Annotated in this window: 25 protein-coding genes and 1 tRNA gene; 17 read left to right on the forward strand and 9 right to left on the reverse strand. The window is 69.1% G+C overall.

What is annotated here, in order from left to right:
- Nucleotides 1-32: 32 nt before the first annotated feature.
- A complete protein-coding gene (locus tag ACYX4P_RS00215; RefSeq protein ID WP_248118698.1) occupies nucleotides 33-1,244 on the reverse strand; it encodes a DNA recombination protein RmuC in 1,212 nt (403 codons plus the stop codon).
- A 140-nt stretch (nucleotides 1,245-1,384) separates the two neighbouring features.
- Between ACYX4P_RS00215 and ACYX4P_RS00220 the strand changes: the two genes are divergently transcribed.
- Entirely contained in the window at nucleotides 1,385-1,741 is a 357-nt protein-coding gene (locus ACYX4P_RS00220; RefSeq protein WP_248118699.1) for a hypothetical protein, read from the forward strand.
- Nucleotides 1,742-1,747: 6 nt separating this feature from the next.
- On the opposite strand, the gene recR is transcribed toward ACYX4P_RS00220, so the two are convergent.
- Both recR and ACYX4P_RS00230 read right to left on the reverse strand, forming a co-directional pair.
- Nucleotides 1,748-2,350: a recombination mediator RecR gene (recR, locus tag ACYX4P_RS00225; RefSeq protein ID WP_248118700.1), complete on the reverse strand. Its 603-nt coding sequence runs from the start codon at nucleotides 2,348-2,350 to the stop codon at nucleotides 1,748-1,750.
- Entirely contained in the window at nucleotides 2,350-2,679 is a 330-nt protein-coding gene (locus tag ACYX4P_RS00230; RefSeq protein ID WP_248118701.1) for a YbaB/EbfC family nucleoid-associated protein, read from the reverse strand. The genes recR and ACYX4P_RS00230 overlap by 1 nt, the downstream gene beginning before the upstream one ends.
- A 157-nt stretch (nucleotides 2,680-2,836) precedes the next feature.
- Here ACYX4P_RS00230 and ACYX4P_RS00235 point away from each other — a divergent pair, with 157 nt between their 5' ends.
- The gene (locus tag ACYX4P_RS00235) at nucleotides 2,837-3,451 is read left to right on the forward strand and encodes a malonic semialdehyde reductase (RefSeq protein WP_248118702.1); all 615 of its coding nucleotides are present in this window, start codon (nucleotides 2,837-2,839) and stop codon (nucleotides 3,449-3,451) included.
- Between the two features lie 310 nt (nucleotides 3,452-3,761).
- On the opposite strand, the gene ACYX4P_RS00240 is transcribed toward ACYX4P_RS00235, so the two are convergent.
- Both ACYX4P_RS00240 and ahcY read right to left on the reverse strand, forming a co-directional pair.
- The gene (locus ACYX4P_RS00240) at nucleotides 3,762-4,979 is read right to left on the reverse strand and encodes a BaiN/RdsA family NAD(P)/FAD-dependent oxidoreductase (protein ID WP_248118703.1); all 1,218 of its coding nucleotides are present in this window, start codon (nucleotides 4,977-4,979) and stop codon (nucleotides 3,762-3,764) included.
- Nucleotides 4,980-5,003: 24 nt separating this feature from the next.
- Nucleotides 5,004-6,395 carry an adenosylhomocysteinase gene (gene ahcY / locus ACYX4P_RS00245; RefSeq protein ID WP_248118704.1) on the reverse strand — a complete coding sequence of 464 codons (1,392 nt, stop codon included), beginning with the start codon at nucleotides 6,393-6,395 and terminating at the stop codon, nucleotides 5,004-5,006.
- 197 nt (nucleotides 6,396-6,592) lie between these two features.
- On the opposite strand from ahcY, the gene ACYX4P_RS00250 reads away from it, so the two are divergent.
- Entirely contained in the window at nucleotides 6,593-8,077 is a 1,485-nt protein-coding gene (locus ACYX4P_RS00250; protein WP_248118705.1) for a methyl-accepting chemotaxis protein, read from the forward strand.
- A 36-nt stretch (nucleotides 8,078-8,113) separates the two neighbouring features.
- Entirely contained in the window at nucleotides 8,114-8,518 is a 405-nt protein-coding gene (locus ACYX4P_RS00255; RefSeq protein WP_248118706.1) for a Tat pathway signal protein, read from the forward strand.
- Between the two features lie 13 nt (nucleotides 8,519-8,531).
- On the opposite strand, the gene ACYX4P_RS00260 is transcribed toward ACYX4P_RS00255, so the two are convergent.
- Nucleotides 8,532-10,709 carry a primosomal protein N' gene (locus tag ACYX4P_RS00260; RefSeq protein ID WP_476070163.1) on the reverse strand — a complete coding sequence of 726 codons (2,178 nt, stop codon included), beginning with the start codon at nucleotides 10,707-10,709 and terminating at the stop codon, nucleotides 8,532-8,534.
- A 30-nt stretch (nucleotides 10,710-10,739) separates the two neighbouring features.
- On the opposite strand from ACYX4P_RS00260, the gene fsa reads away from it, so the two are divergent.
- The 4 genes from fsa to ACYX4P_RS00280 are packed head-to-tail and all read left to right on the forward strand — an operon-like array spanning nucleotide 10,740 to nucleotide 14,011.
- Entirely contained in the window at nucleotides 10,740-11,393 is a 654-nt protein-coding gene (fsa, locus tag ACYX4P_RS00265; RefSeq protein WP_248118708.1) for a fructose-6-phosphate aldolase, read from the forward strand.
- Nucleotides 11,394-11,429: 36 nt separating this feature from the next.
- The gene (locus tag ACYX4P_RS00270) at nucleotides 11,430-12,143 is read left to right on the forward strand and encodes a DUF484 family protein (protein WP_248118728.1); all 714 of its coding nucleotides are present in this window, start codon (nucleotides 11,430-11,432) and stop codon (nucleotides 12,141-12,143) included.
- The gene (locus ACYX4P_RS00275; protein WP_248118709.1) at nucleotides 12,125-13,054 is read left to right on the forward strand and encodes a tyrosine recombinase XerC; all 930 of its coding nucleotides are present in this window, start codon (nucleotides 12,125-12,127) and stop codon (nucleotides 13,052-13,054) included. Before ACYX4P_RS00270 ends, ACYX4P_RS00275 begins: the two co-directional genes overlap by 19 nt.
- Nucleotides 13,055-13,063: 9 nt before the next feature.
- The gene (locus ACYX4P_RS00280) at nucleotides 13,064-14,011 is read left to right on the forward strand and encodes an NAD(P)-dependent oxidoreductase (protein WP_248118710.1); all 948 of its coding nucleotides are present in this window, start codon (nucleotides 13,064-13,066) and stop codon (nucleotides 14,009-14,011) included.
- On the opposite strand, the gene ACYX4P_RS00285 is transcribed toward ACYX4P_RS00280, so the two are convergent.
- Nucleotides 14,012-14,377 (reverse strand): hypothetical protein, encoded by a 366-nt coding sequence (locus ACYX4P_RS00285; RefSeq protein WP_248118711.1) that lies wholly within the window; start codon nucleotides 14,375-14,377, stop codon nucleotides 14,012-14,014.
- Between the two features lie 50 nt (nucleotides 14,378-14,427).
- Nucleotides 14,428-15,219 (reverse strand): SDR family oxidoreductase, encoded by a 792-nt coding sequence (locus tag ACYX4P_RS00290; protein ID WP_248118712.1) that lies wholly within the window; start codon nucleotides 15,217-15,219, stop codon nucleotides 14,428-14,430.
- Between the two features lie 143 nt (nucleotides 15,220-15,362).
- On the opposite strand from ACYX4P_RS00290, the gene ACYX4P_RS00295 reads away from it, so the two are divergent.
- From ACYX4P_RS00295 to uraH, 3 genes are read left to right on the forward strand one after another with little or no spacing between them, the layout of a single operon-like run.
- Nucleotides 15,363-15,740: a hypothetical protein gene (locus ACYX4P_RS00295; protein ID WP_248118713.1), complete on the forward strand. Its 378-nt coding sequence runs from the start codon at nucleotides 15,363-15,365 to the stop codon at nucleotides 15,738-15,740.
- A gap of 44 nt (nucleotides 15,741-15,784) precedes the next feature.
- Complete coding sequence (locus tag ACYX4P_RS00300) at nucleotides 15,785-16,339, forward strand: lipocalin family protein (RefSeq protein ID WP_248118714.1); 555 nt, start codon at nucleotides 15,785-15,787, stop codon at nucleotides 16,337-16,339.
- A 56-nt stretch (nucleotides 16,340-16,395) separates the two neighbouring features.
- The gene (uraH, locus tag ACYX4P_RS00305) at nucleotides 16,396-16,803 is read left to right on the forward strand and encodes a hydroxyisourate hydrolase (protein ID WP_248118715.1); all 408 of its coding nucleotides are present in this window, start codon (nucleotides 16,396-16,398) and stop codon (nucleotides 16,801-16,803) included.
- 40 nt (nucleotides 16,804-16,843) lie between these two features.
- Here uraH and ACYX4P_RS00310 read toward each other — a convergent pair.
- Nucleotides 16,844-16,919, reverse strand: a tRNA-Ala gene (locus ACYX4P_RS00310).
- A 161-nt stretch (nucleotides 16,920-17,080) separates the two neighbouring features.
- Between ACYX4P_RS00310 and ACYX4P_RS00315 the strand changes: the two genes are divergently transcribed.
- The 6 genes from ACYX4P_RS00315 (at nucleotide 17,081) to ACYX4P_RS00340 (ending at nucleotide 23,116) form a co-directional block, all read left to right on the forward strand.
- Entirely contained in the window at nucleotides 17,081-17,386 is a 306-nt protein-coding gene (locus ACYX4P_RS00315; protein WP_248120786.1) for a YggT family protein, read from the forward strand.
- Nucleotides 17,387-17,490: 104 nt separating this feature from the next.
- Complete coding sequence (locus ACYX4P_RS00320; RefSeq protein WP_476070164.1) at nucleotides 17,491-18,372, forward strand: 3-hydroxybutyryl-CoA dehydrogenase; 882 nt, start codon at nucleotides 17,491-17,493, stop codon at nucleotides 18,370-18,372.
- Entirely contained in the window at nucleotides 18,369-18,926 is a 558-nt protein-coding gene (locus ACYX4P_RS00325; RefSeq protein WP_248120791.1) for a phthalate transporter, read from the forward strand. Before ACYX4P_RS00320 ends, ACYX4P_RS00325 begins: the two co-directional genes overlap by 4 nt.
- Before the next feature lie 76 nt (nucleotides 18,927-19,002).
- A complete protein-coding gene (locus tag ACYX4P_RS00330; RefSeq protein WP_248120793.1) occupies nucleotides 19,003-20,220 on the forward strand; it encodes a DUF418 domain-containing protein in 1,218 nt (405 codons plus the stop codon).
- 41 nt (nucleotides 20,221-20,261) lie between these two features.
- Nucleotides 20,262-22,145, forward strand: a complete 1,884-nt coding sequence (cobT, locus tag ACYX4P_RS00335; RefSeq protein WP_248120795.1) for a cobaltochelatase subunit CobT — start codon at nucleotides 20,262-20,264, stop codon at nucleotides 22,143-22,145.
- Complete coding sequence (locus tag ACYX4P_RS00340) at nucleotides 22,142-23,116, forward strand: esterase-like activity of phytase family protein (RefSeq protein ID WP_248120798.1); 975 nt, start codon at nucleotides 22,142-22,144, stop codon at nucleotides 23,114-23,116. The genes cobT and ACYX4P_RS00340 overlap by 4 nt, the downstream gene beginning before the upstream one ends.

Here is a 23,116-nt window from a genome sequence, read left to right on the forward strand (position 1 = left end):
AGTCAAGCGCCCTTTCCAAGTGAGAAGAGATTTCAGTCCTTCGCGGCGATCAGTTCGGGACGGCTCAAGACGCGCGGCGCGGTCTCGACCGGCGTCAGGTTCGGCAGGGTCTTGCCCTCGTGGTCGACCTGCAGGTCCTCGAACCGTCTGGCCGAGACCATGACCTGGCTCTCCAGCGAGCCGACGAACTGATTGTATTTGCCGACCGCCTGATCCAGCGCCCGGCCGACGGCCGAGGCGTGGCCGCCCATGACGGACAGTCGTTTGTAGAGCTCGCGCCCCAGGGCGGCGACCTTGTCGGCGTTGGCGGCCTGCTCCTCCGCCCGCCAGCCATAGGCGACAGCCTTGCACAGAGCGAACAGGGTCGACGGGGTGGCGATGACCACACGCGACTCCATCGCGTCGGACAGCAGGTCCGGCGCATGGTCCAGCGCGGTGGCCAGGAAGCTGTCGCCGGGCACGAACAGGACCACGAAGTCCGGGCTGGGCTTGAACTGGTCCTGATAGGCCTTGGACGACAGCTGGCGGACGTGGGTCTTCAGGCTGGCGGCGGTGCGCAGGCCGACCGAACGGGCGCGCGCCTCCTCGTCGCCGTCGTCGTCCTCGAACGCCAGGGGCACCTTGGCGTCGATCACGAACATGCCGCCGCCGGGCAGGCGCACGATGAAGTCGGGTCGGTTCTGATGGCCCTCGTCGTCGGCGCTGGACGTCTGTTCGGTGAAGTCGAACCGCCCGGCCATGCCGGCCGCCTCCAGCACGTTTCGGCAGGTCTGTTCGCCCCAGCGTCCGCGACGGCCGGTGTTGCCGCGCAGGGCCTCGGTCAGTTTGCGCGCCTCGTCGCGCGTGGCCGAGGAGGCCGCCATCAGGGCCGCCAGCTGTTCGCGCAAGCCGCCCGTCTCTTCCGAACGGGTCTTCTCCAGCGCGGCGACATGCTCCTGGAACCTGGTCAGGGTGTCGGAGACGGGTTTCAACTGGGCGGCCATCCGTTCGCGGGCCAGCTGGTCCTGCGCGCGGAAGGTTTCGGTGGCGCGGCTGACCATCTGGTCGGCGACGACCTGGGCCGACTGGGCGGCCTGGGCCTTGAGCAGTTCGGCCATGGTCACGCGGCTGTCCTCGACCGCCTCCACCCGCGCCTCGGCCGCCGCCAGTTCGCCGCGCGTCCTCTGCCACCCCATGAAGGCCCAAAGAAAGCCGCCCGCAAACGCGGCGGCGAAGAGGGCGAGAACGACGACGATCATGTTCATGCTCCGTTCCTAGCGGGAGTCGCCGGCGATGAGAAGCGGCCGACCCCAAGCTCCCAACGGCGAACAGGCGGCCTGACGTCGCGGTCAGGAACACAGCGGTTCGGATCACGTTGGTTTGATTGAAATCGGAGGAGGATCCCATGAACCCGCAAGAACCCGCCCGCCATGACAAGGCCGCCGACGCCGTGCATCAGGGCCGGCCGGTGGACGCCGAATACGTCCGTTCCGGCAAGAAGAACCCGCGCATCCTGGTGCTGCTGGTGGTGTCCACCCTGGCGGCGGCGGTGCTTCTGCTGGGCTTCTGGTTCGTGTCGAACGGCGCCTTTGAGTCTCAGAACCCGACGACCGGCGAACAGGCGGCGGACGCTCGCGCCTTCGACGGCGACAGCCAGACGCCGCCCGCCGCCGACGCGCCGACCGATTCCACGGGCCGCGCCCAACCCGTTCCGACCGGCGAGGCGCCCAACGTCAACGCCCCGACCCAGCCCTCGAACTAGGGCCGATCAAGTCGGGCGACGCGCTTTGAGGGCCTGGACGATGGTGCCGTCGTCCAGCCAGTCCAGTTCGCCCCCGACCGGCACGCCTCGCGCCAGGGAGGTGACCTCCACCCCCTGCCCGGCGATCCTCTCGGCCACATAGTGGGCGGTCGTCTGGCCGTCGACCGTGGCCGGCAGGGCCAGCACGACCTCGCGCACGCCGCCGCCCCGCGCCCGCCCGATCAGTTCAGTGATCCGCAGATGCTCCGGCCCCACCCCGTCCAGGGCGGACAACAGGCCGCCCAGCACGTGATACTTGCCGCGAAAGGCGCCGGATCGCTCCATCGCCCATAGGGCTCCCGCCTCCTCGACCACGCAGATCAGGCCGTTGTCGCGCGCGCCGTCCGAACAGATGGCGCACGGATCGCGCGTGTCGGGCGCGCCGCACACGGAACAGGAAACCACCTTCTCCGCCGTCTCGGCCAGAGACGCCGCCAGCGGCACGAGCAACTGCTCGCGCCGCTTCAGCAGGGCCAGGGCCGCACGCCGGGCGGAGCGCGGCCCCAGGCCCGGCAGTTTGGCCAGAAGCGAGATAAGCCGTTCGATCTCCGGCCCGGCGGAGGCGGCCATCAGAACAGTTTCGGCATTCCGGGAATATTCATCCCGGCCATGGGGCCTGCGGCCTCGCGCATCAGGGCGTTGTTCTGTTCGTCCAGCTTGCGCTTGGCGTCCGCATGGGCGGCGACGATCAGATCGGCCAGGATGTCGCCCTCGCCCGGCGTCAGCAGGCTGTCGTCGATCTTGATGGCCGTGATCTCGCCCGGTCCCTTCAGGGACACGGACACCAGGCCGCCGCCCGAGGAGCCGTCTGCGGCGGTTTCGGCCATCTTGGCCTGGGCGTCCTGCAGCTTTTGCTGCATCGCCTGGGCCTGCTGCATCAGTTGGGTCAGATCTTTCATCCGTCCTAGATAGGGCGAAGACGGCCGGCGCGACAGGGGGTTCGGCGGCGGATCGCAGAATCGGAAACGCTGAGGCGCCGCATTCGCGCTTGCGACCATCCCGATCCGCCCCAATTAGCACCGGCAATCGTTTCTGTTCCAATCAGGATGGCATTCCATGGCCTACGACGCCACCACTTCACGCGACGCCCCCTTGTCTGACGCCGCCCTGTCGCAACTGTTCACCGAGGCGCGGACGCGCAACGGCTGGACAGACCGTCCCGTCGCGCCGGAGCTGCTGCGCCGGCTGTACGAGCTGACCAAGTTCGGCCCGACGGCGGTCAACGGCTCGCCGGCTCGCTTCGTCTTCGTGACCTCGCCCGAGGCGAAGGCGCGCCTGATCCCGCTGATGAGCGAGGGCAATCGCGAGAAGACGCGCCAGGCGCCCGTCACCCTGATCATCGGTCAGGACATGGATTTCCACGATCATCTGGACGCCCTGTTCCCCCATGCGCCGGGCGCCAGCGCCTGGTTCGCCGACGAGGCCGGTCGTCGCGAGACCGCCTTCCGCAACGCCTCGCTGCAAGGCGGCTATCTGACCATCGCGGCCCGCGCCCTGGGTCTGGACGTCGGGCCGATGTCCGGCTTCGACGCGGCGGCGGTGAAGGCCGAGTTCTTCCCTGACAGCAACGTCGAGCCGAACTACATCCTCAACCTGGGCTATGGCTCGGACGAAAACCTCTTCCCCCGCTCGCCGCGCCTGTCGTTCGAGGAGGCGGCGCAGATTCTCTGAGGCCGACCTTCAAGCGGCGGCGTCATTGGCCGCGTTCCGTCCAGAATGGTCGGGCGGTCGACGCGACAGGCCAGGAGGGGAGAAAGCCCCGCCGCGTCGACGCACCCGTGCGGTCCGACATCGCGTCCAGCGGCCCGGCGAAAGGAAGGGGAAAACGCCAGGTCGCGGTGACGCCAGAGGGCCCGTTCCGCCTGTTCAAGCTAGGCGCCGCCCCGCCCCGCCGCCATGCGTCGCGCGGCCGCAGGACGTTTCGTCGCCGCCCCCGTCTCGGCCCCATCGCCGAAAAAGTGCACGGATTGCACCCTAAAAATCAGCACGCCTGCCCCGCCGCCCAGCCGGACGACCAGGCCCACTGGAAATTATAGCCGCCCAGCCAGCCGGTCACATCGACCGCCTCGCCTATGAAGTAGAGGCCGGGCACGGCCTTGGCCTGCATCGTCTGCTGGTCCAGGGCCGCGGTGTCGACGCCGCCCAATGTCACCTCTGCGGTGCGGTAGCCTTCTGAACCTACGGGCTTGACGCTCCAGGCGTTCACCGCCTGATCCAGCCGCCGCAGCACCTTGTCCGACAGGTCGGCCAGATTGCCCGCCGCCCCCTCACGCGCGCACAGGGTCTCGGCCAGACGGCGGGGGATGATGTGGCTGAGCGCCGTGTGGATGGCCTGGCGGCCATTCGCCGCCTTGGCCGCCTTCAGTTCGTCGAAGATGTTCCGACCCGGCGCCATGGAGGCGACAATGGCCTCGCCCTCGCGCCAGTAGGAACTGATCTGCAGGATGGCCGGGCCGCTGAGCCCCCGGTGGGTGAACAGCATGGCCTCGGTGAAGCTGGCCTTTCGCGCCTTTGCCTCGGCCTTGGTTTCCGGGGATGAGGCGACCACGGCGTCCACCGCCACGCCGGCCAGCGGCGTCAGCGTCTCCAGCAGACCCGCCTCGAAGGTCAGGGGGACAAGCGCGGGGCGGGTGTCGGTGACGCGGATGTCGAACTGACGCGCCACCTCATAGGCCCAGCCGGTGGCCCCCATCTTGGGAATGGACTTGCCGCCCGTCGCCACGACCAGAGCCGCCGTCGTGACCTGCGATCCATCCGACAGATGGGCTGTGAAACCGTCGCCGCTGCGGGCCAGACGCTCCACCCCGGTCTTCATTTTCAGGGTCACGCCCGCCGCCGCCATGTCGTCCGTCAGCATACGGACGATTTGCTTGGCGCTGTCGTCGCAGAACAGCTGGCCCAGCGTTTTTTCGTGCCAGGCGATGCCGGCCTTATCGATGCGTTTGACGAAGTCGTGCTGGGTGTAGCGGCGCAGGGCCGAGGTGGCGAACCGGGGGTTCTCGCCCAGGAAGTTCGCCGGTCCGCAGCCAAGATTGGTGAAATTGCAGCGCCCGCCGCCCGAGATGCGGATTTTCTCGCCCGGGCGGTCGGCATGATCGACGACCAGCACCCGGCGTCCGCGCCGCCCGGCTTCGATGGCGCACATCATGCCGGCCGCGCCCGCCCCGATGACAAGGACGTCGTAGGACGCCCTCGTCATCGGACGACCCCCGCGAACAGGGGCTTAGTAACGGTAGTGATCCGCCTTGAAGGGGCCTTCGACCGGCACATTGATATAGTCCGCCTGGTCCTTGGTCAGGGTCGTCAGCTTGGCGCCCAGCTTGGCCAGGTGCAGGAAGGCGACCTTCTCGTCCAGGTGTTTGGGCAGGGTGTAGACCTTGTTCTCGTACTTGTCGGCGTTAGTCCACAGCTCGATCTGGGCCAGGGTCTGGTTGGTGAAGGACGCCGACATCACGAAGGACGGGTGGCCCGTGGCGTTGCCCAGGTTCACCAGACGGCCTTCCGACAGCAGGATGATCTTCTTGCCGTCCGGGAACTCGACGTGGTGGACCTGCGGCTTGATCTCGTCCCACTTGAAGTTCTTCAGGCCCGCGACCTGAATTTCCGAGTCGAAGTGGCCGATGTTGCAGACGATGGCGTTGTTCTTCATCCGGCGCATGTGATCGACCGTGATGACGTCCTTGTTGCCCGTCGTCGTCACATAGATGTCGGCGCGGTCGGCGGTGTCGTCCAGGGTCTGGACCTCATAGCCTTCCATCGCGGCCTGAAGGGCGCAGATCGGGTCAATTTCGGTCACGATCACGCGGGCGCCGCCTTGGCGCAACGAGGCGGCCGAGCCCTTGCCCACGTCGCCATAGCCGCAGACCACGGCGACCTTGCCCGACAGCATCACGTCGGTGCCGCGACGGATGGCGTCGACCAGGGATTCACGGCAGCCGTACAGATTGTCGAACTTGGACTTGGTGACGCTGTCGTTGACGTTGATGGCGGGGAAGGGCAGCTCGCCCTTTTCGGCCATCTGATACAGGCGGTGAACGCCGGTGGTGGTCTCTTCCGACACGCCGCCGATGGCGTCGCGGATCGCCGAATAGAAGCCGGGCTTTTCGGCGATGTAGCGCTTCATGACGGAGAAGAGGGCTTCTTCCTCTTCGTTCTGCGGGTTGGCCAGGACCGAGATGTCCTTCTCGGCCTTGGGGCCCAGAACGGTCAGCAGGGTGGCGTCGCCGCCGTCGTCCAGGATCAGGTTCGGATAGCCGCCGTCGGCCCATTCGAAGATCTTGTGCGCATAGTCCCAGTATTCCACCAGCGTCTCGCCCTTGGTGGCGAAGACCGGGGTGCCGTTGGCGGCGATCGCGGCGGCGGCGTGGTCCTGGGTCGAGAAGATGTTGCACGAGGCCCAGCGCACTTCGGCGCCCAGGGCTTCCAGCGTCTGGATCAGGACCGCCGTCTGGATGGTCATGTGCAGCGATCCGGCGATGCGGGCGCCCTTCAGCGGCTTGGCGGCGCCGAACTCGTCACGCAGCGCCATCAGGCCCGGCATTTCGGTTTCGGCGATGGCGATTTCCTTATTGCCCCAGTCGGCCAGGGAAATGTCGCGGACGATGTAGTCGGTCATGGCTCGGGCTCCTGGCCGAAGGATGGATTTGGCGCCTCATACCCCGACAATGTCTTGGGGGCAACGATCGTATAAAGATATCCTTATGCGATCCAGCTTCCGTCAAGCCGCGTGTTAACGTGACCCAAACCCCCGCTCGCTAAAGGCGGGGAGGCCGTGACGGGGGCGTCCGGCCAGTATCAGTGGAGTTCAACGCCATGTCCGACGTCGCGATTCAGCAACGCACGACTTTCGCCGGTCTGACCCAGCCGTCCGCCGCCTATCGAGCCATGCAGGACATCCTGCGCGCCGCCGCGCCGGGCGCCCTAGACGCCTTCTACGACCGCATCCGCGCCACAGCCGAGACGCGGCGCTTCTTCCACGACGACGCTCATATGGGCCGCGCAAAGTCAGCCCAGGTCGGACACTGGGACGCCATCATCGCAGGACGCATCGACGACGACTACGCCCGGGCCGTCGCCGTCATCGGCCGCACCCACGCCCGCATCGGGCTGGAGCCGCGCTGGTACATCGGCGGCTACGGCGTGCTGCTGGGCGAACTGATCAAGGCGGTGGCGATGCGGCCGCGCAAGCCATTCGCCGGCGCCGCCCACGACCGTCAGACCGGCGAGGCTTTGGCCGAACTGAACCAGCGCGCCCTGCTGGACATGGAGTTGGCCATCTCCACCTATCTGGACGCGCTCGAGGCCGAACGCGACCAGGTCGCCGCCGCAAAGGCTGAGGCCGAGGCGCGCCAGAGCCAGGTGGTCGCCGCCTTGGGCAAGGCCCTGAAGACCCTGGCCCAAGGCGATCTCGGCGTGTCGATCCGGGCGGATTTCCCACCCGAATACGAGACGCTGAAGGACGACTTCAACGCCGCCGCCGCCAGCCTGCGCCTCGCCTTCGGCGCCGTCGCCGACAGCGCAGAGGCGGTCCGGACCGGCTCGGGCGAACTGGCCATCGCCTCGGACGACCTGGCCGTGCGCACCGAACGCCAGGCGGCCGGGCTGGAGCGCACCGCCGCCACCACCGAGGAGATCGCCGCCGGGGTCGAACAGGCCGCCACGGGCGCCCAGAACACCGCTCAGGCCGTCGTCGCCGTCCGCCGAGACGTCGAACACGGCGGGTCCGTGGTGGACGAGACCACCCAGGCCATGACGGCCATCCGCGACTCCTCGCATGAGATCGCCCGCTTCACCTCCCTGATCGACGAGATCGCTTTCCAGACCAATCTGCTGGCCCTGAACGCCGGGGTCGAGGCGGCCCGCGCGGGCGACGCCGGTCGCGGCTTCGCGGTCGTCGCCGCCGAGGTCCGCGCCCTGGCTCAGCGGTCGGCCGATGCGTCGGGCGAGATCCGAACCCTGATCGCAACCTCCGCCGCCCAGGTGGCGCGCGGGGTCGAACTGGTCGAACGGGCCGGCGAGGCCTTGCAGAGCATCGGTCAGCGGGTCGCGGCGGTCGACGACCTGGCCGGCGGCATGGCCTCGGCCTCGCGCCACCAGGCGGATCGGTTGGCCGAGGTGCGCCAGGCCCTGGCACAGTTGGACGAAATCACCCAGCAGAACGCCGCCATGACCGAACAGGCCACCGCCGCCAGCCGCCAACTGGCCAACGAGGCCGAGACCCTGGCCCGCCAGATCGCCGGCTTCCGCTTCGACGAGACCGATGCGCAGCCAGAATCTCAGGCGCGTCGCGCGGCGTGAGGCTTTCTTAAGCGCCGACGCCTAAAAGTCAGGCGCATGGAACGCCGCGCTCTTCTTGGTCTCGCCGTCGTCGCGACGGCCTCCGCCACGACCACCCCGGCCGCCCGCGCCTCTTCGGGCGGCGGCGCGGCTTCGCCCGACACCTATTTCCGCCTGCCGATCATCACCGCCGCGATCATTCACGGCGACGGGCGACGCGGGGTCCTGACCATCGAGACCGGGGTGGACGTGCCGGACGCCGCGCTTCGCACCCGCGCCCAGCAGTCGGCGCCGCGTCTGCGCGCCGCCTACAACACCGTGGCCCAGCGGTTCGGCGCGGGCCTTCGTCCCGGCGCCGTGCCCGACGTCGACCGACTGGCCGCCGATCTCCAGACCGCCACCAACGCCACCCTGGGCCGTCCCGGCGCGCGTTTGCTGCTGGGCACGGTCATGGCCGTCTGAGACCGAGCCGCCCCTAGAGGAACGAATAGGGGTCCACGTCGACGGTCAGGCGCACCGAGCCCGGCGCCTTGACCCGCTGCAGCCACGCCCGCAGGAAGGCTTGGAGGTTCACGTCGCGGTCGGCCCGCACCAGCAGGCGCTTGCGCCTTCGTCCCCGCACCAGGGCCAGCGGCGCATCCGCGGGTCCGTAAACCTCCAGCCGCTCGGCGTTGGGAATGGCTTGGGTCAGATCATTGGCCAGTTTCTCCACCGCGACCGCATTCTCGCTGGACAGGATGATCGCCGCCAGCCGGCCATAGGGCGGCAGGGACGCCGCCGCGCGCTCGGCCATCTCGGCCTCCACGAAGGCGTCTCGGTCGCCGGCCGCCAAGGCCATCAGCACCGGATGTTCGGGCGTCCAGGTCTGCAACAGCGCCCGCCCCGGCTTGTCCGACCGCCCCGCCCGGCCCGTCGCCTGGGCCAGCAGTTGATAGGTGCGTTCGGCCGCCCGCAGGTCGCCGCCGCGCAGGCCCAGATCCGCGTCCACCACGCCCACCAGGGTCAGGCGCGGGAAATTGTGCCCCTTGGCCGCGGCTTGGGTCGCCACCAGAATGTCGATCTCCCCCTCCGTCATCCGCTGGATCAGGGCGCGGGCCGACCGGGCGTCAGGCGCGGTGTCGGAACTGAACACCGCCGTGCGCGCCTCGGGGAATAGCTGGCGCACCTCTTCCTCGACCCGCTCGACCCCCGGTCCGACCGAGACGAGCGAGTCCTCGGCCCCGCATGACGGACACAGTTTAGGCCGCGCCATGGAGAAGCCGGTGAGGTGACAGACCAGCCGCCCTGTATAGCGATGCTCGACCAGCCAGCTGTCAGTGTCCGGCGCCGTCAGCCGATGACCGCAGGCGCGGCACAGGACGACGGGCGCATAGCCGCGCCGATTCAGGAACAGCAGCGTCTGCTCGCCCCGCAGCAAGGTCTCGCCGATGGCCAGCCGCAGCGGCTGCGAAAGCCAGGTCTGGGGATCGGGCGTGTTCTGCCTCAGGTCCAGCAGGCCGATGTCCGGCAGGACGGCCTTCCCGTGCCGCGCGCCCAGCTTCAGCCAGTCGTAGCGACCGCTGTGGGCGTTCCATAGCGTCTCCAGCGAGGGCGTCGCCGAGGCCAGGACCACCGCCGCCCCCTCGATCCGCGCGCGCGCCACCGCCAGGTCGCGGCCGTGATAGACCAGCCCTTCCTCCTGTTTGAACGAGCCGTCGTGTTCCTCGTCCACCACGATAAGGCGCAGATTGACGAAGGGCAGGAACAGGGCCGAGCGCGCCCCGACCACGATGTTGCAGCGCCCGGCGACCACCGCCTCCCACACCTGACGACGGCGCGGCGGAGCGACGCCGGAATGCCATTCAGCCGGGGCCGCGCCGAACCGAGCCGTGATCCGCTCGATCAGGGCCTGGGTCAGGGCGATCTCGGGCAATAGGATCAGGACCTGCGCCGCCGGATCGGCGCGCAGCACCCGCGCGATGGCCTCCAGATAGGCCTCGGTCTTGCCCGATCCCGTCACCCCGTCCAGCAGGAAGGGCCGAAAGCCGCCGCCCGTCACGCCGTCCGCCATGGCCGCCGCCGCCGCCGCCTGGTCGCCGTTCAGCAAGGCGGGCGCATGGTCGGGATCGGGTCGCTCGAACGCGGCCTCTGCCGCGATCTCGATGATCTCCAGCACGCCTTCGTCGATCAGACCCTTGACCACGCCGGACGAGACCCCCGCCGCGCGCGCCAGATCGGCGGCCGTCATCGCCCGGTCGCCCAAGGCGTCCAGCACGCCCGTCCGCGCCGGGGTCGCTCGCGACGGGGCCCGCTCGCCCACCCTCCGCACCCGGCGTTCCGGCCGGGGACGCGGCGCGCGCAGACCCTTCAACGCCGTCGCGGCCATCTCGCCCGGCGGCGACAGGGTCCAGCGCGCGGCCCATTCCACGAACTCCATCACGCCCGCCGGCAGGGCAGGATCGTCCAGCCGACTGTCCACCGCCTTCAGCCGCCGGTTCGATCCGGTCGTCTCGAACACCTCCGACACCACGCCCCGGATCAGGCGCGGCCCCAGCGGCACGGCGACCTGATCGCCGCGCGCCAAATCTCCGTGGGCCAGCGTCAGCGCCTCGGGAACCTCATAGTCGAAGGCCTCCGGCACCGGCAGGGGAATGAGGACCGAGGCGACTTTCACCGAACTGCGCCCTCGGCTATGAAGCCACTCATGAAACTCTTTCTCGATACCGCCGACGTCGCCGTCATCAAGGACATGGTCCCCACCGGGATGGTGGACGGCGTCACCACCAATCCGTCGCTGATCGCCAAGTCGGGTCGGAACATCGCCGAGGTCATCGCCGAAATCTGCGCCCTGGTCGAGGGGCCGATTTCCGCCGAGGCCGTCTCGCTGGATTTCGAGACCATGGTCAAGGAAGGCGACACGCTGGCCGCCATCGCGCCGAACGTGGTGGTGAAACTGCCCCTGACCTGGGATGGACTGCGCGCCTGCCGCGTCTTCTCCGACAAGGGGATCAAGACCAACGTCACCCTGTGCTTCTCGGCCGCCCAGGCTCTGCTGGCCGCCAAGGCCGGCGCCACCTTCGTCTCGCCGTTCGTCGGCCGGCTTGAGGACAACGGCGCCGACGGCATCGGCCTGTTGGAGGAAATCCGCGTCCTGTACGACGTCCACGGTTTCGAGACCCAGATCCTGGCCGCCAGCCTGCGGAATGTCGGCCACGTGGCCGCCGCCGCCGTGGCCGGGTCGGACGCCGCCACCTTCGGAGCGGACACCTTCAAGGCGCTGGTGAACCACCCGTTAACCGACAAGGGTCTTGATGCCTTCGTGGCGGACTGGGCCAAGACGGGTCAGTCGATTCTGTAGCATTTCACGTCCCGGAGAGGTCTGTTGAGCGGCTCATTGGACCTTTTCGAAACGTCTGAAACGGACGCAGGCGCCCCCATCGGCGACGGTCTGCATTGGCCCCAGGTGCGCGGCTGGTTGCAGACCCACGCCCAGACCCTGCTGGACGACCGTTCCCTGCTGGAAGAGATCGGCCTGCGTCCCCATGGGCGCAATGTGGTGGACTTCGGCGCCGCCGCCCTGACACGACTGGAGGCCGTCGCCGAGCGCGAGGCGGGCGCCCGGCGCGAGATCGAGATGGTCGCCCGCGCCAACTTCGCCGCCCAGACCCAGACCCACGTCTCCACCCTGGACCTGATGGAGGCGCGCAATCACTCCGATCTGGCCCGTCGCCTGGACGGGGCGGCGCAAGGGAGGTTCGGCCTGGCGGGCGCCGCCATCGCCCTGGAAAAGCCCGGCGGCGTGCCTTTCGGCTGGCGCGCGCTGGAAGAAGGCGACGTCGACAACCTGCTGGGCGAGCACGGCCTGACCTGGCTGGGGCCGATGATCGCGGGGCTGAACTTTTTCGGCGCCGCCGAGGACGAGGTGAAGTCCATCGCCCTGGTCCGCATGGCGCCGCACCTGACGCCCGGCGGTCCGCCGCGCCCCTGCCTGTGCGCCTTCGGCTCGCCCGAGCCCGAGGGCTTCACGCCCAACATGGGCTGCGAGCTGGCCGCCTTCCTGGCGCGGGTGGTCGAGCGGATGGCCGAGCGATGGCCCATCCTGAACTGACCGCCCCCGACGCCCTGCGCGCCTGGCTGGATCATCTGGCGCATGAGCGGCGGCTGTCGCCCCGCACCCTGGAAGCCTATGGCCACATCGGACGGCTGTACGTCGCCTTTCTGGAGCGCCATCGCGGCGAAGCCCCGTCGCTGAATGACATGGGAACCATCACCGCCGCCGAGGTGCGCGCCCATATGGCCGAGCGGCGCAGCGGCGGTCATCCGCTGGCCGCCCGTTCGCTGAGCCAGACCCTGTCGGCCATTCGCGGCTTTCACGCCTTTCTGGACCGGCGGCTGGAGACGCCTGCGCCGCAGCTGGCCCTGGTGCGCGGCCCCAGGGCCAAGCCCAGCCTGCCCCGCCCGGTGACGGAGGATCAGGCGCGCGGCCTGTTGGCCGAACCCGACGCCGATCCCGACGCCGAACCGTGGGAGGCCGCCCGCGACCGCGCCGTCCTGACCCTGCTCTACGGCTGCGGCCTGCGGATATCGGAGGGGCTGTCGCTGACACGCGCCGATGCGCCGCTGGGCGAGACCCTGCGGATCGTCGGCAAGGGATCAAAGACCCGGATCGTCCCGACCCTGCCCGCCGTGCGTCAGGCGGTGGACGACTATCTGGCGCTTCTGCCCTTTCCGCTCCAACCCGCTGACGCCCTGTTTCGCGCCCGGCGCGGGGGACCGCTCAGTCCCCGCCACGTCCAGGCCTCGGTCCAGCGGCTGCGCGGGCGACTGGGCCTGCCCGACCGGACCACGCCCCACGCCCTGCGCCACAGTTTCGCGACCCATCTGCTAGGCGCCGGCGCCGACCTGCGCTCGATCCAGGAGCTGCTGGGCCACGCCAGCCTTTCCACGACCCAGAAATACACCGGCGTCGACGCGGATAGACTTTTGAACGCCTATGCGGCCGCCCATCCCCGCGCCTAGAACGGTCGGATGAGCATCGACATCTTGGTGATCGGCCTGCCCGCCCTGGCCGACGACATCCTGACACGGCAGGCGTACGAGCGGGGCTGGACCCTGCATCGTCCCGGCCCGGACGGCCTGGGGCCGCCCGAAGTCGCGGGCCGGATCGTCGGTGTCGCCGCCTCGGGCGCCGCAACCGTGGACGCCCGGCTGATCGACACAATGCCGGGGCTGAAGATCATCTCCGTCCACGCCGTCGGCTATGATCTGACCGACGTCGCCCACGCCCGGTCGCGCGGCGTGGTCGTCACCCATACGCCAGACGTTCTGAACGACGATGTGGCGGACCTGGCCCTGCTGCTGGCGCTGGCGACGCTGCGTCGACTGCCCGCCATGGACGCCTATGTCCGCGCCGGGCGCTGGGCGTCCGAGGGGCCGGCGCCCTTGTCGCGCCGCGCATCCGGCCTGAAGTACGGTCTGCTGGGTCTGGGCCGCATCGGCCGGGCCATCGCCGAGCGGCTGGTTCCGCTGGCCGGAGAGATCGCCTATCACACCCGTCGCCCCGTCGCCGACGCGCCCTGGCGGCACGTGCCGAACCTGGTCGATCTGGCGGCCCAGGTCGATGTGCTGATCGTCATCGTTCCGGGCGGCGCATCGACGCGCGGCCTGGTCTGCGCCCAGGTGCTGGCGGCCCTGGGCCCCGCCGGCGTTCTGATCAATGTGGCGCGCGGCGAGGTGGTGGATCAGGACGCTCTGGTCGCCGCCCTGACCACGGGCCGGCTGGGTGGCGCGGGCCTGGATGTCTTCGCCGACGAGCCGAACGCGCCCCAGGCCCTGATCGACAGCGACCGCTGTGTCCTGACGCCGCACGTCGCCTCGGCCACCGTCCAAACGCGAGAGGCAATGGCCGCGCTGATGATCGACAATCTTGAGGCCGTGCTATCGGACCGCCAGCCGGTCAGCCCGGTTCCCAACTGATCAGCGAGGGGGCGGCGCGAAGGGTCGGGGCGCCGGCGCCGGGTCCGGCCGAAGCAGATTGCGCCCCAGCGCCACGCCCTGACCCGGCACATCGAAGCTGATCGGCGTGGGGCAGTTGCTCTGATCGCGCAGATCGAACAGCAGATACCGTCGCGCCTGCCCCGCGTCGCGCGAGCGGTCCAGAAGGGCGCCAGGGCGATCAACCGCGGCCACGGGCTTCGCCCCCGCCTCCTGCAGCATGGGATCGCAGGCGACCGCCGTCCGATTCACGACCGGCGCCGGCCGAACCATCGCCGGATCGATCGCGGCAGCGGAATGGGCGATGGCCGCGCCATCGACGACGATCCGCATCAACAGGGGCAACATCACAAACCTCCAGTCCGAGCCGGCAGGCTACACTCACAACTGCCGATTGCCTAGATCGCCTTGATCGCTCCGCCGTCCAGCCGGATCAGCGAGCCGGTGATATAGGCCGCCAGCGGGCTGGCCAAAAAGGCGGCGGCGGCGCCGAACTCCTCGGGCGCGCCGATGCGGCCGACGGGGATGGACCTGACGGAATCCGCGCGCGCCTGCTGCGGCGTCACGCCCTTCCGTTCGGCCGCCGCCTGGTCCAGCCGCGCTATGCGCGGCGTGTCGATCCGGCCCGGCAACAGGGTGTTGACGGTCACGCCGTCCGGCCCGACCTCGCCCGCCAGGGTCTTGGCCCAGGCGGCGACCGAGGCCCTCAACGTATTTGACACCCCCAGCGCGGCCGACGGTTCGACTACGGTGATGGAGGCGACGTTCAGAATGCGCCCCCATCCCGCCGCCCGCATGGCCGGCAGCACCCGATCCGTCAGACGAAAGATCGACAGCACCATGGCTTCGAAATGGTCGCGCCAGATGGCGGGCTCCAGCCCGGAGACCCCGGAAGGCGGCGGCCCGCCGGTGTTGTTCAGCAATATCTCAACCGGCCCGCCCAGCAGCGCCTCGGCCTGATCGACGGCCTTCAGCAGGCCGGCGTGATCGGCCAGGTCCGCCGGTACGAAGCCCGCCCGCCCCGGCCCCATGGCGTTCAGCGCCTCGGCCGCCTCGGCCAAGGCGGCGCCGTCGCGCGACAGCAGGACGACATGGACGCCCTCAGCGACCAGGGCCGTCGCCACCGCCCGCCCCAGGCCCGACGAGCCGCCGCAGATCAGGGCGCGCTTCCCTTGAAGTTTCAGGTCCATGATCGTCTCCACGCTGCGGTTTGCCCAAGCGATATCGGACGCGCCGCCCGGCGATGCAAACGCGGCGTTAACCGATACGGCGCAACCCTTATTCTCACGCGGCGCCGAAGGCCGTCGGGACAGGCCGGGGAGGGCTAAAGCCCATGTCGACCAAGATGACGTCCAGCACCCGCCGCCACAGCGACCATTTCGAGCCGCAGGACACGGATCCGCAGGAACAGCGGCGCCTGCGCGGCCAACTGGAGCAGATCGACTACGCCGCCTATATCGCCAACAGGGAGGTGATCGGCCAGGCCCTGACCGGCGTCGACCCCTCATCCCTTCAGAAGCTGGCGGTCATGACCGCCACGGCCCGCGCCAAATGGGTGGCGGAATCCCTGCGCCTGGCCCACTCCGGCTCGGCCGTCACCCCCGACCAGATCGCCCGTCTGACCTCGGCCCGCACAGCCTATGACGAACTCGCCGAAGCCTATGAAGCGCTGCGCCGCATCATCGAACGGGGCTATGTCGTCCTGCGGTGAAACGACGTCGGGAACCCGCAGCGACGATGGCCGTTTGGGGCGCCATGACGTTTCGACGAACCCTTCTTCCCCTGCTTCTCGTCGGCGGCGCCGTGGCCCTTGGGGCCTGCGCCACCCTGCAACGCGGGCCGGTCGGCAACATGGCGGTCCCGCAACCGGCCAAGCCCGTCGATCTCGAGCGGTACGCCGGCCTCTGGTATGAGATAGGACGCTACGAAAACGGCTTCGAACGCGGCTGCGAAGGCGTCACCGCCCAGTACACCATGCGTGAAGACGGACGGGTCGGCGTGCTGAACACCTGTAGACAGGGCGGCGTGTCCGGCCCGCAGAAGACTTCCCAAGGCAAGGCCAAGATCGTTCCGGGCAGCCAGAACGCCAAGCTGAAGGTCTCCTTCTTCGGCCCCTTCTACGTCGGAGATTACTGGGTTTTGGATCACGCGGACGACTATTCCTGGTCAATCGTCGGCGAACCCTCCGGTCGTTATCTGTGGTTGCTCAGCCGCTCGGCCCGTCCCTCGGACGAGACGCGCGACGTCATCATGAACCGCACACGCGCGTTGGGATACGATCTGGATCTGGTTAGACCAACCCAGCATTGAGGCCGCACGGACGGTTGAACCCTCCCCCACAATCCCTCCGACCTTGAGGATTTCCCATGCGCAGTTCCGCCATCGCAGCCCTCGCCGCCGCACCCGCCCTGCTCCTGTCCCCCAGCGCCGCATCGGCCGAAACCATCTCGACCCATGTTCTGGACCTGGCGCGCGGCGTCGGCGGGCGCGATGTGCCGGTCACTCTGGCGATCAAGGACGATGACGGCGGCTGGCGACAACTGGCCGCCGCGCGCACGGACGAAAACGGCCGCGTGCGGTCATTCGGCGATCAGATCACCACCCGCGCCGCCACCTACAAGCTGACGTTCGACATGTCCCATTACGGCGAGGCCGAAACCCAGCCCTTCTTCCCCGAAATCGACGTCGTGTTCCAGGTCCGCGACCCCAGCGTCCACTATCACGTGCCGGTCGTCGTCAGCCCCTACGGATACAGCACTTATCGCGGCAACTAAGCCGCCCGCGCCGACATCATTAGGATTAGAACCAAAGGCCTGGTGGAGCCGAGGGGAGTCGAACCCCTGACCTCGTCATTGCGAACGACGCGCTCTACCAACTGAGCTACGGCCCCGTTCCGGCGCTGGATCGGGTTTCACAGGCGAGGCGGACATAGAAGGCGCGCGGGCGTGGTGTCAACGGGCTTGTGCGCGCAATCGGCGCAGGCGCGACGCGGCCGTTGTCGGGAGGGGGGCGAACCGCTAGAAGCGCCGTTCGACTATAGAGGCAGGGTTCATGGGCTACGCGATCGTCTGGTTGATCAACACCATCATCAGTCTGATGATCTGGTTCATCATCGCCCAGGCCATACTGAGCTGGCTGGTGGCGTTCGACGTCGTCAACTATCGCAACCGCTTCGTCTATTCGGTGGGGACCTTCCTGGACCGGGTCACGGCGCCGCTGCTGGAGCCGTTCCGCCGCATCATTCCGAACCTGGGCGGCATCGACATCTCGCCCATCGTGGTGATCCTGCTGCTGCAGTTCATCGGCGTGCTGTTCAACCGTACGGCGGCGCCGGCCCTGATCCAGTTGCTGGGCTGAGGCGACACGGCCGGCGGGAATCTGGCCTGCTGGCGTCAATCCGCTCTTGCGCCGCGCGCCGTCCTTCCTAAAGGTGCCCGCCCGACCACTATCGACCAGGGTTCATGAGCACGATTTCCACAGTCGCCATTCTGGGCGCCGGACAGATGGGCGCAGGCATCGCCCAGGCCGTCGCGCTGGGAGGCTATTCGGTGCGGCTGTACGATGTCGTCGCCGACCGTCTGCCGATGGCCCAGGGCGAGATCGCCGCCAGCCTGGCGCGGCAGGCCGGGCGCGGCCTGGTGGACCCGGCGGCCGCCGACGCCGCCCTGGCCCGCATCAAGCCGGCGAACGGGATCGCCGAGGCGGTGGCGGGCGCCGATCTGGTGATTGAGGCCACGCTCGAGGACGAGGCGGTCAAGAAGGCCGTGTACGCCGATGTGTTGCCGCACCTGGGGCCACAGACGCTGATCGCATCCAACACCTCGTCCATTTCGATCACCCGCCTGGCGTCGGCGACGGACCGGCCGGACCGGTTCGTGGGCCTGCACTTCATGAAGCCGGCGCCGATCATGAAACTGGTCGAGATCGTACGCGGCATCGCCACCTCGGCCGAGACCCATTCCGCCGCCGTCGCCTTCGCCGAAAGCCTGGGCAAGACCACCACGGACGCCGAGGATTTCCCGGCCTTCATCGTCAACCGCATCCTGGTGCCGATGATGAACGAGGCGATCTTCGCCCTGTACGAAGGCGTCGGCAACGTCGCCTCCATCGACAAGGCGCTGCGCCTGGGGGCCAACCACCCGATGGGGCCGCTGGAGCTGGCGGACTTCATGGGGCTGGACGTCGTCCTGGCCATCATGAATGTGCTGTACGACGGCCTGGCCGACAGCAAATACCGCCCCTGCCCGCTGCTGGTGAAATATGTCGAGGCGGGCTGGCTGGGCCGCAAGAGCGGACGCGGCTTCTACGACTATTCGGGCCCCACGCCGGCGCCGACGCGATGAGCCGGTTCGAGACCTATTCCGACCTGCCCGGTCAGACGACCATCGCGGCGCGCCCGGCCCCGCTGTATCCCGTCCTGGCCTGCCTGGCGGGCGCGGCCTGGCCGCCGCTTTGGCTGACGCTGCTGATCTGGCGACCCCATGCGGTCATGCCGGGACGCGACATGGACTGGCGGCTGGTGGCGCTGGTGATCGGGTTGATCGCGGTTCCGCTGGCGCTCTATCGCGTTCTGGGCGAACGTCGGCGCGAGGGGCGGCCGGGCACGCGGCTGGGCGTGGTGTGGCGCTTCATGCTGTACGGCGGCCTGATGGCGGCCTTGCTGCAGATCGTCGTCGCCCTGGGCATGAGCGTGATCGGCTGGTTCGGGGCCGCCGATGTCATGCAGGCCTTGGGAGCCACGGAGACGACGTTGCTGATCTTCGGCGTCGGCGGCCTGCCCATCGCCATGGTGGTGGGCGTCAGCTACGCCCTGTGGGCCGGCCTGTGCGCCGCCTTCATCGCCTTCGAGGCCAAGCCGGCCGTCAAGGATCGCCTGGGCCTGATGCCCAAGGGGTGAGGCCGCGCGTCGGGGATTGACGCCGACGTCCCGGATGCGGAACTCTGGCCCCAACAAGGATCCGGGGGCCTTCAGGATGCTGCAGTCAGACACGCCCCCGGCGCCCGCCGTCGAGCGCATCGCCACTCTGGATCTGGTGCGTGGGCTGGCGGTGCTGGGCATATTGGCCGTCAATGCGGGCGGGTTCGCCGCCACCCTGTCGGCCTATGGCAGTCCGGGGCTGTGGCCTTTTCCCGACACGGGAGCCTCGGCGACGGCCCAGTGGATCGTGGACGCCCTGTTCCACCAGAAGTTCATCTCCCTGTTCTCGATGCTGTTCGGGGCCTCGCTGTTTTTGGTCGGGGGCGAGCGGGCGGATGTTCAGCGCGGGCGGCGGTTGAGGCGTAGGCTGGCGTGGCTGGCGGTCATCGCCCTGATCCACGGCCTGGCGATCTGGTGGGGCGACGTGCTGCTGCTTTACGCCTGGTCCGGCCTGTTCGTAATGCTGGCGCGGTCGTGGCGGCCGGTGATCCTCTTCCGGGTCGGGCTGGTGCTGTTCGGGCTGTTTTCGCTGGTGCAGATCGTGGGGCCGCTGAGCCTGTATTTCGCGCCGGCCGACGTGCAGGCGCGCCTCGCCGCCGAACTGACCCCCACCGCCGCCCAGATCGCCCAGGTGCGGGCCGACATCGCCGAGGCGGCCGGGTCGCTGGCCGGCGCCTATCGCCAGAATTTCAGCGCCTGGGTGGAGTTGCAGTTGTCCAGCCTGATGGTCTTTGTCTTCCCGACCGTCGGCCTGATGATGATCGGCCTGGGCCTGTTCAAGACCGGGTTTCTGGGCGGGGCGCTGTCCGTCCGCCTGTATCGCGGCGTCGTGGCGGCGGGCGCCGTGGCGCTGGCGGTCGTGTGCGGCCTGACTTGGCTCGACGACATGGCTCATGCCCGGATGTTGTGGACGGCCGGGATAGAGGGGCTGCTCAATCCGCTGATCGGCCTGGGCTACGCCTCGATCCTGATCCTGCTTTGGAAGGCCGACCGCGCCGGCGGGCTGAGGCCGCTGGCGGCGGCCGGGCAGATGGCGCTGAGCAACTATCTGGCCCAGTCGATCATCATGACCAGCCTGTTCTGGGGCGGGCGAGGGCTGGGGCTGATGGGCCAGGTGGATCGGCCGATGCTGTGGGCCGTGGTGATCGGTGTGTGGACGTTGCAACTGATCTGGTCGCCGCTGTGGCTGTCGCGCTTCGCCATGGGGCCGGCCGAATGGGTGTGGCGCTGCCTGACCTATGGGCGGCGGTTGCCGATGCGAAAACCAGCCTGACGACGCTTTTATCGTAGGCTCGAACCGACTAACTGAAGGGCATGGCCGCCCCGGACACCCCCGCCGAAACCTTCAAGCGCGCGCTCGGCCACGCCGCGCGGGCCCTGGCCGAACAGCCGGAGCTGGAGGTGGCCTTCGGATCGGACGGGCCGCGGCTGTCGAACGGCGTCCTGACCCTGCCCCATCCGCCCCGCGATCCTTCCGGGCCGGAGAGTGCGGCCCTGCGCGGTCAGGCCGACCGACTGGCCCTGCGGCTGGCCAATCACGACCCGGCGCTGGACGGCCGGATGCGACCTGCCGACGCCAAGGCGGCCGAGGTGTTCGACGCGGTCGAACAGGCGCGGATCGAGGCGTTCGGATCGGAACATCTGGCCGGGGTGCGCGACAACCTGGGCGCCGCCCTGGTGACGCGGCTGGAAAAGAGCGGCGCCCTGCGCATCAGCGAGGCGGAGCGCGTGCCGGTGTCCGAGGCCGTGGCCCTTCTGGTGCGCGAGCGGCTGACCGGCCGGCCCGCGCCGGACGGCGCCAGGGCCATGCTGGATCTGGTGCGCGCCAATATCGAGGCCAAGGCCGGCGCGCGACTGGACGCCCTGGCCGGGACCGCCGGCGATCAGGCAGCCTTCGCCCGCAAGATGCACGAGGTGCTGCGCGCCCTGGACCTGGACCCTGGGGACGGACGCGGCGAGGACGCTTCGGAGGACCCCGGCGACGAAGAGCCGGATCCCCAGGACCCCGCATCCGACGAGGATCAGGACGAGGAGGAGGAAGAGGACGGCGGCGAAGGCTCGCAGTCGATGGAGGGCGACGCCGACGATCAGTCCTCGGATGAAGAGCGTGAAAGCCGCCCGCACGGCGCCCCCGCCGATCCGCAAGGCGAAGGCGCCGACGACGGCCCCGAGCTTCAGGAAGGCCAGCAGCCCAACCGCCAGCAGACCGCCGACGACGGCCGGGCGACCGACCTCTACCGCGTCTTCACCACCGCCTTCGACGAGGTGATAGACGCCGCCGACCTGTGCGATCCGGTCGAGCTGGATCGGCTGCGCGCCCTGTTGGACGGACAGCTTGCGATATTGTCGAGCGTCGTCTCGCGCCTGGCCAACAAACTGCAACGCCGCCTTCTGGCGCAGCAGAATCGCTCCTGGGTGTTCGATCTGGAAGAGGGGATGCTGGACACCGCGCGCCTGACGCGGATCGTCACCGATCCGACCGCTCCCCTGTCATTCAAGGCCGAAAGCGAAAGCCCGTTCCGCGATACGGTCGTGACCCTGCTGCTGGACAACTCCGGCTCGATGCGCGGACGGCCGATCATGGTGGCGGCGGTCTGCGCCGACATCCTGGCCCGGACGCTGGAGCGGTGCGGCGTCAAGGTCGAGATACTGGGCTTCACCACCCGCGCCTGGAAGGGCGGCCAGAGCCGCGAAGCCTGGATCACCGCCGGCAAGCCGCAAAATCCCGGCCGCCTGAACGACCTGCGCCATATCATCTACAAGGCCGCCGACGCGCCCTGGCGCCGGGCCAAGAAAAACTTGGGCCTGATGATGCGCGAGGGCCTGCTGAAGGAGAACATCGACGGCGAGGCTCTGCAATGGGCGCACGGGCGGCTGTTGGCCCGTACCGAACAGCGCCGCATTCTGATGGTCATTTCCGACGGTTCGCCGGTCGACGATTCGACCCAGTCGGCCAATGCGGCGCTCTATCTGGACAAACACCTGCGTCAGGTGATCGCCGAGATCGAGGATCGTTCGCCGGTCGAGCTTCTGGCCATCGGCATCGGTCATGACGTGACCCGCTGGTATCGTCGCGCCCTGACCATCGTCGATGTGGAGCAGCTGGCCGGCGCCATGACCGAGAAGCTCGCCGAACTGTTCGAGAATGAGGGGGCGGCGGCCCCCGCGCGCCGGTCGCGGCGCAAAATCGCGGCATGAGCCGGTTTCGCCGTCTCGCGGTCCTGTGGGCCGCCCTGTCCCTGACGGCCTGCGCCGCGTCGCTGGGCGCGCCCCGCCCCTATCCCTTGTCTGAGGACGGCTGGACCCCGGCGGTGGCGGAGTTGCGCAGCGTGGGCCTGGGCCTGCCCGGCGGGGCGCAACTGGCGCCGGGCGTGCGTTTCGCGGGCGGGCTGAACATCCTGTCGGCGCCGACGTCGCCCCTGCACAGTCTGTCAGACCTGAAGCTGACAGGCGACGGGGGCCTCGTCACCGTTTCGGACGTAGGCGACCTTGTGCGCGCCGACATCCGGCTGGACGCCCGCGGACGGCTGGTCGGCCTGGATCACTTTCGCACGCGGCGGCTGACCCTGGCGGACGGCCGGCCGATCTCCGACAAGCAGGATGGCGACGCAGAGGGTCTGGCCCTGACGGCGTCCGGCGATCTGCTGGTCAGTTTCGAACGGCGCCACCGCATCTGGAACTATGGACCGCTGACGGCCCTGACCGACCGGCCGACGCCGGTGCGCGCGCCGGACTTTCCCTTCACCGAAAACGACGGGATGGAGGGGCTGGCGGCCGGACCGAACGGCTGGCGCGTCGGCGGCGAAGCCGGCGGAGTCTGGGACTGCACGCCTGCCCGCTGCACCGTGGTCACTCCGCCGCCGACCGTGCCGATCCCCGACAGCGAATACCGCATCACCGGCATCGACCGCGATCCATCGGGCGACGGCTGGTTCGTGGTTCAGCGCCGCTATCGCGCCCCGATCGACGCCCGCGCCCATGTGCGCCACATGACGGCGGACGGCGCGCTGGGGCCGGTGCTGATCGAGCTGAAACTGCCCGGCACCACAGACAATTTCGAAGGGATCGCCGCTGAGCGCCGCAATGGGGCGACACGGCTCTACATCCTGTCGGACGACAATTTCAGCCCGGCCCAACGCACCCTGATGCTCGCCTTCGACGTCCGCTGA

This window comes from Brevundimonas sp. ABV4_179 (assembly GCF_056311945.1).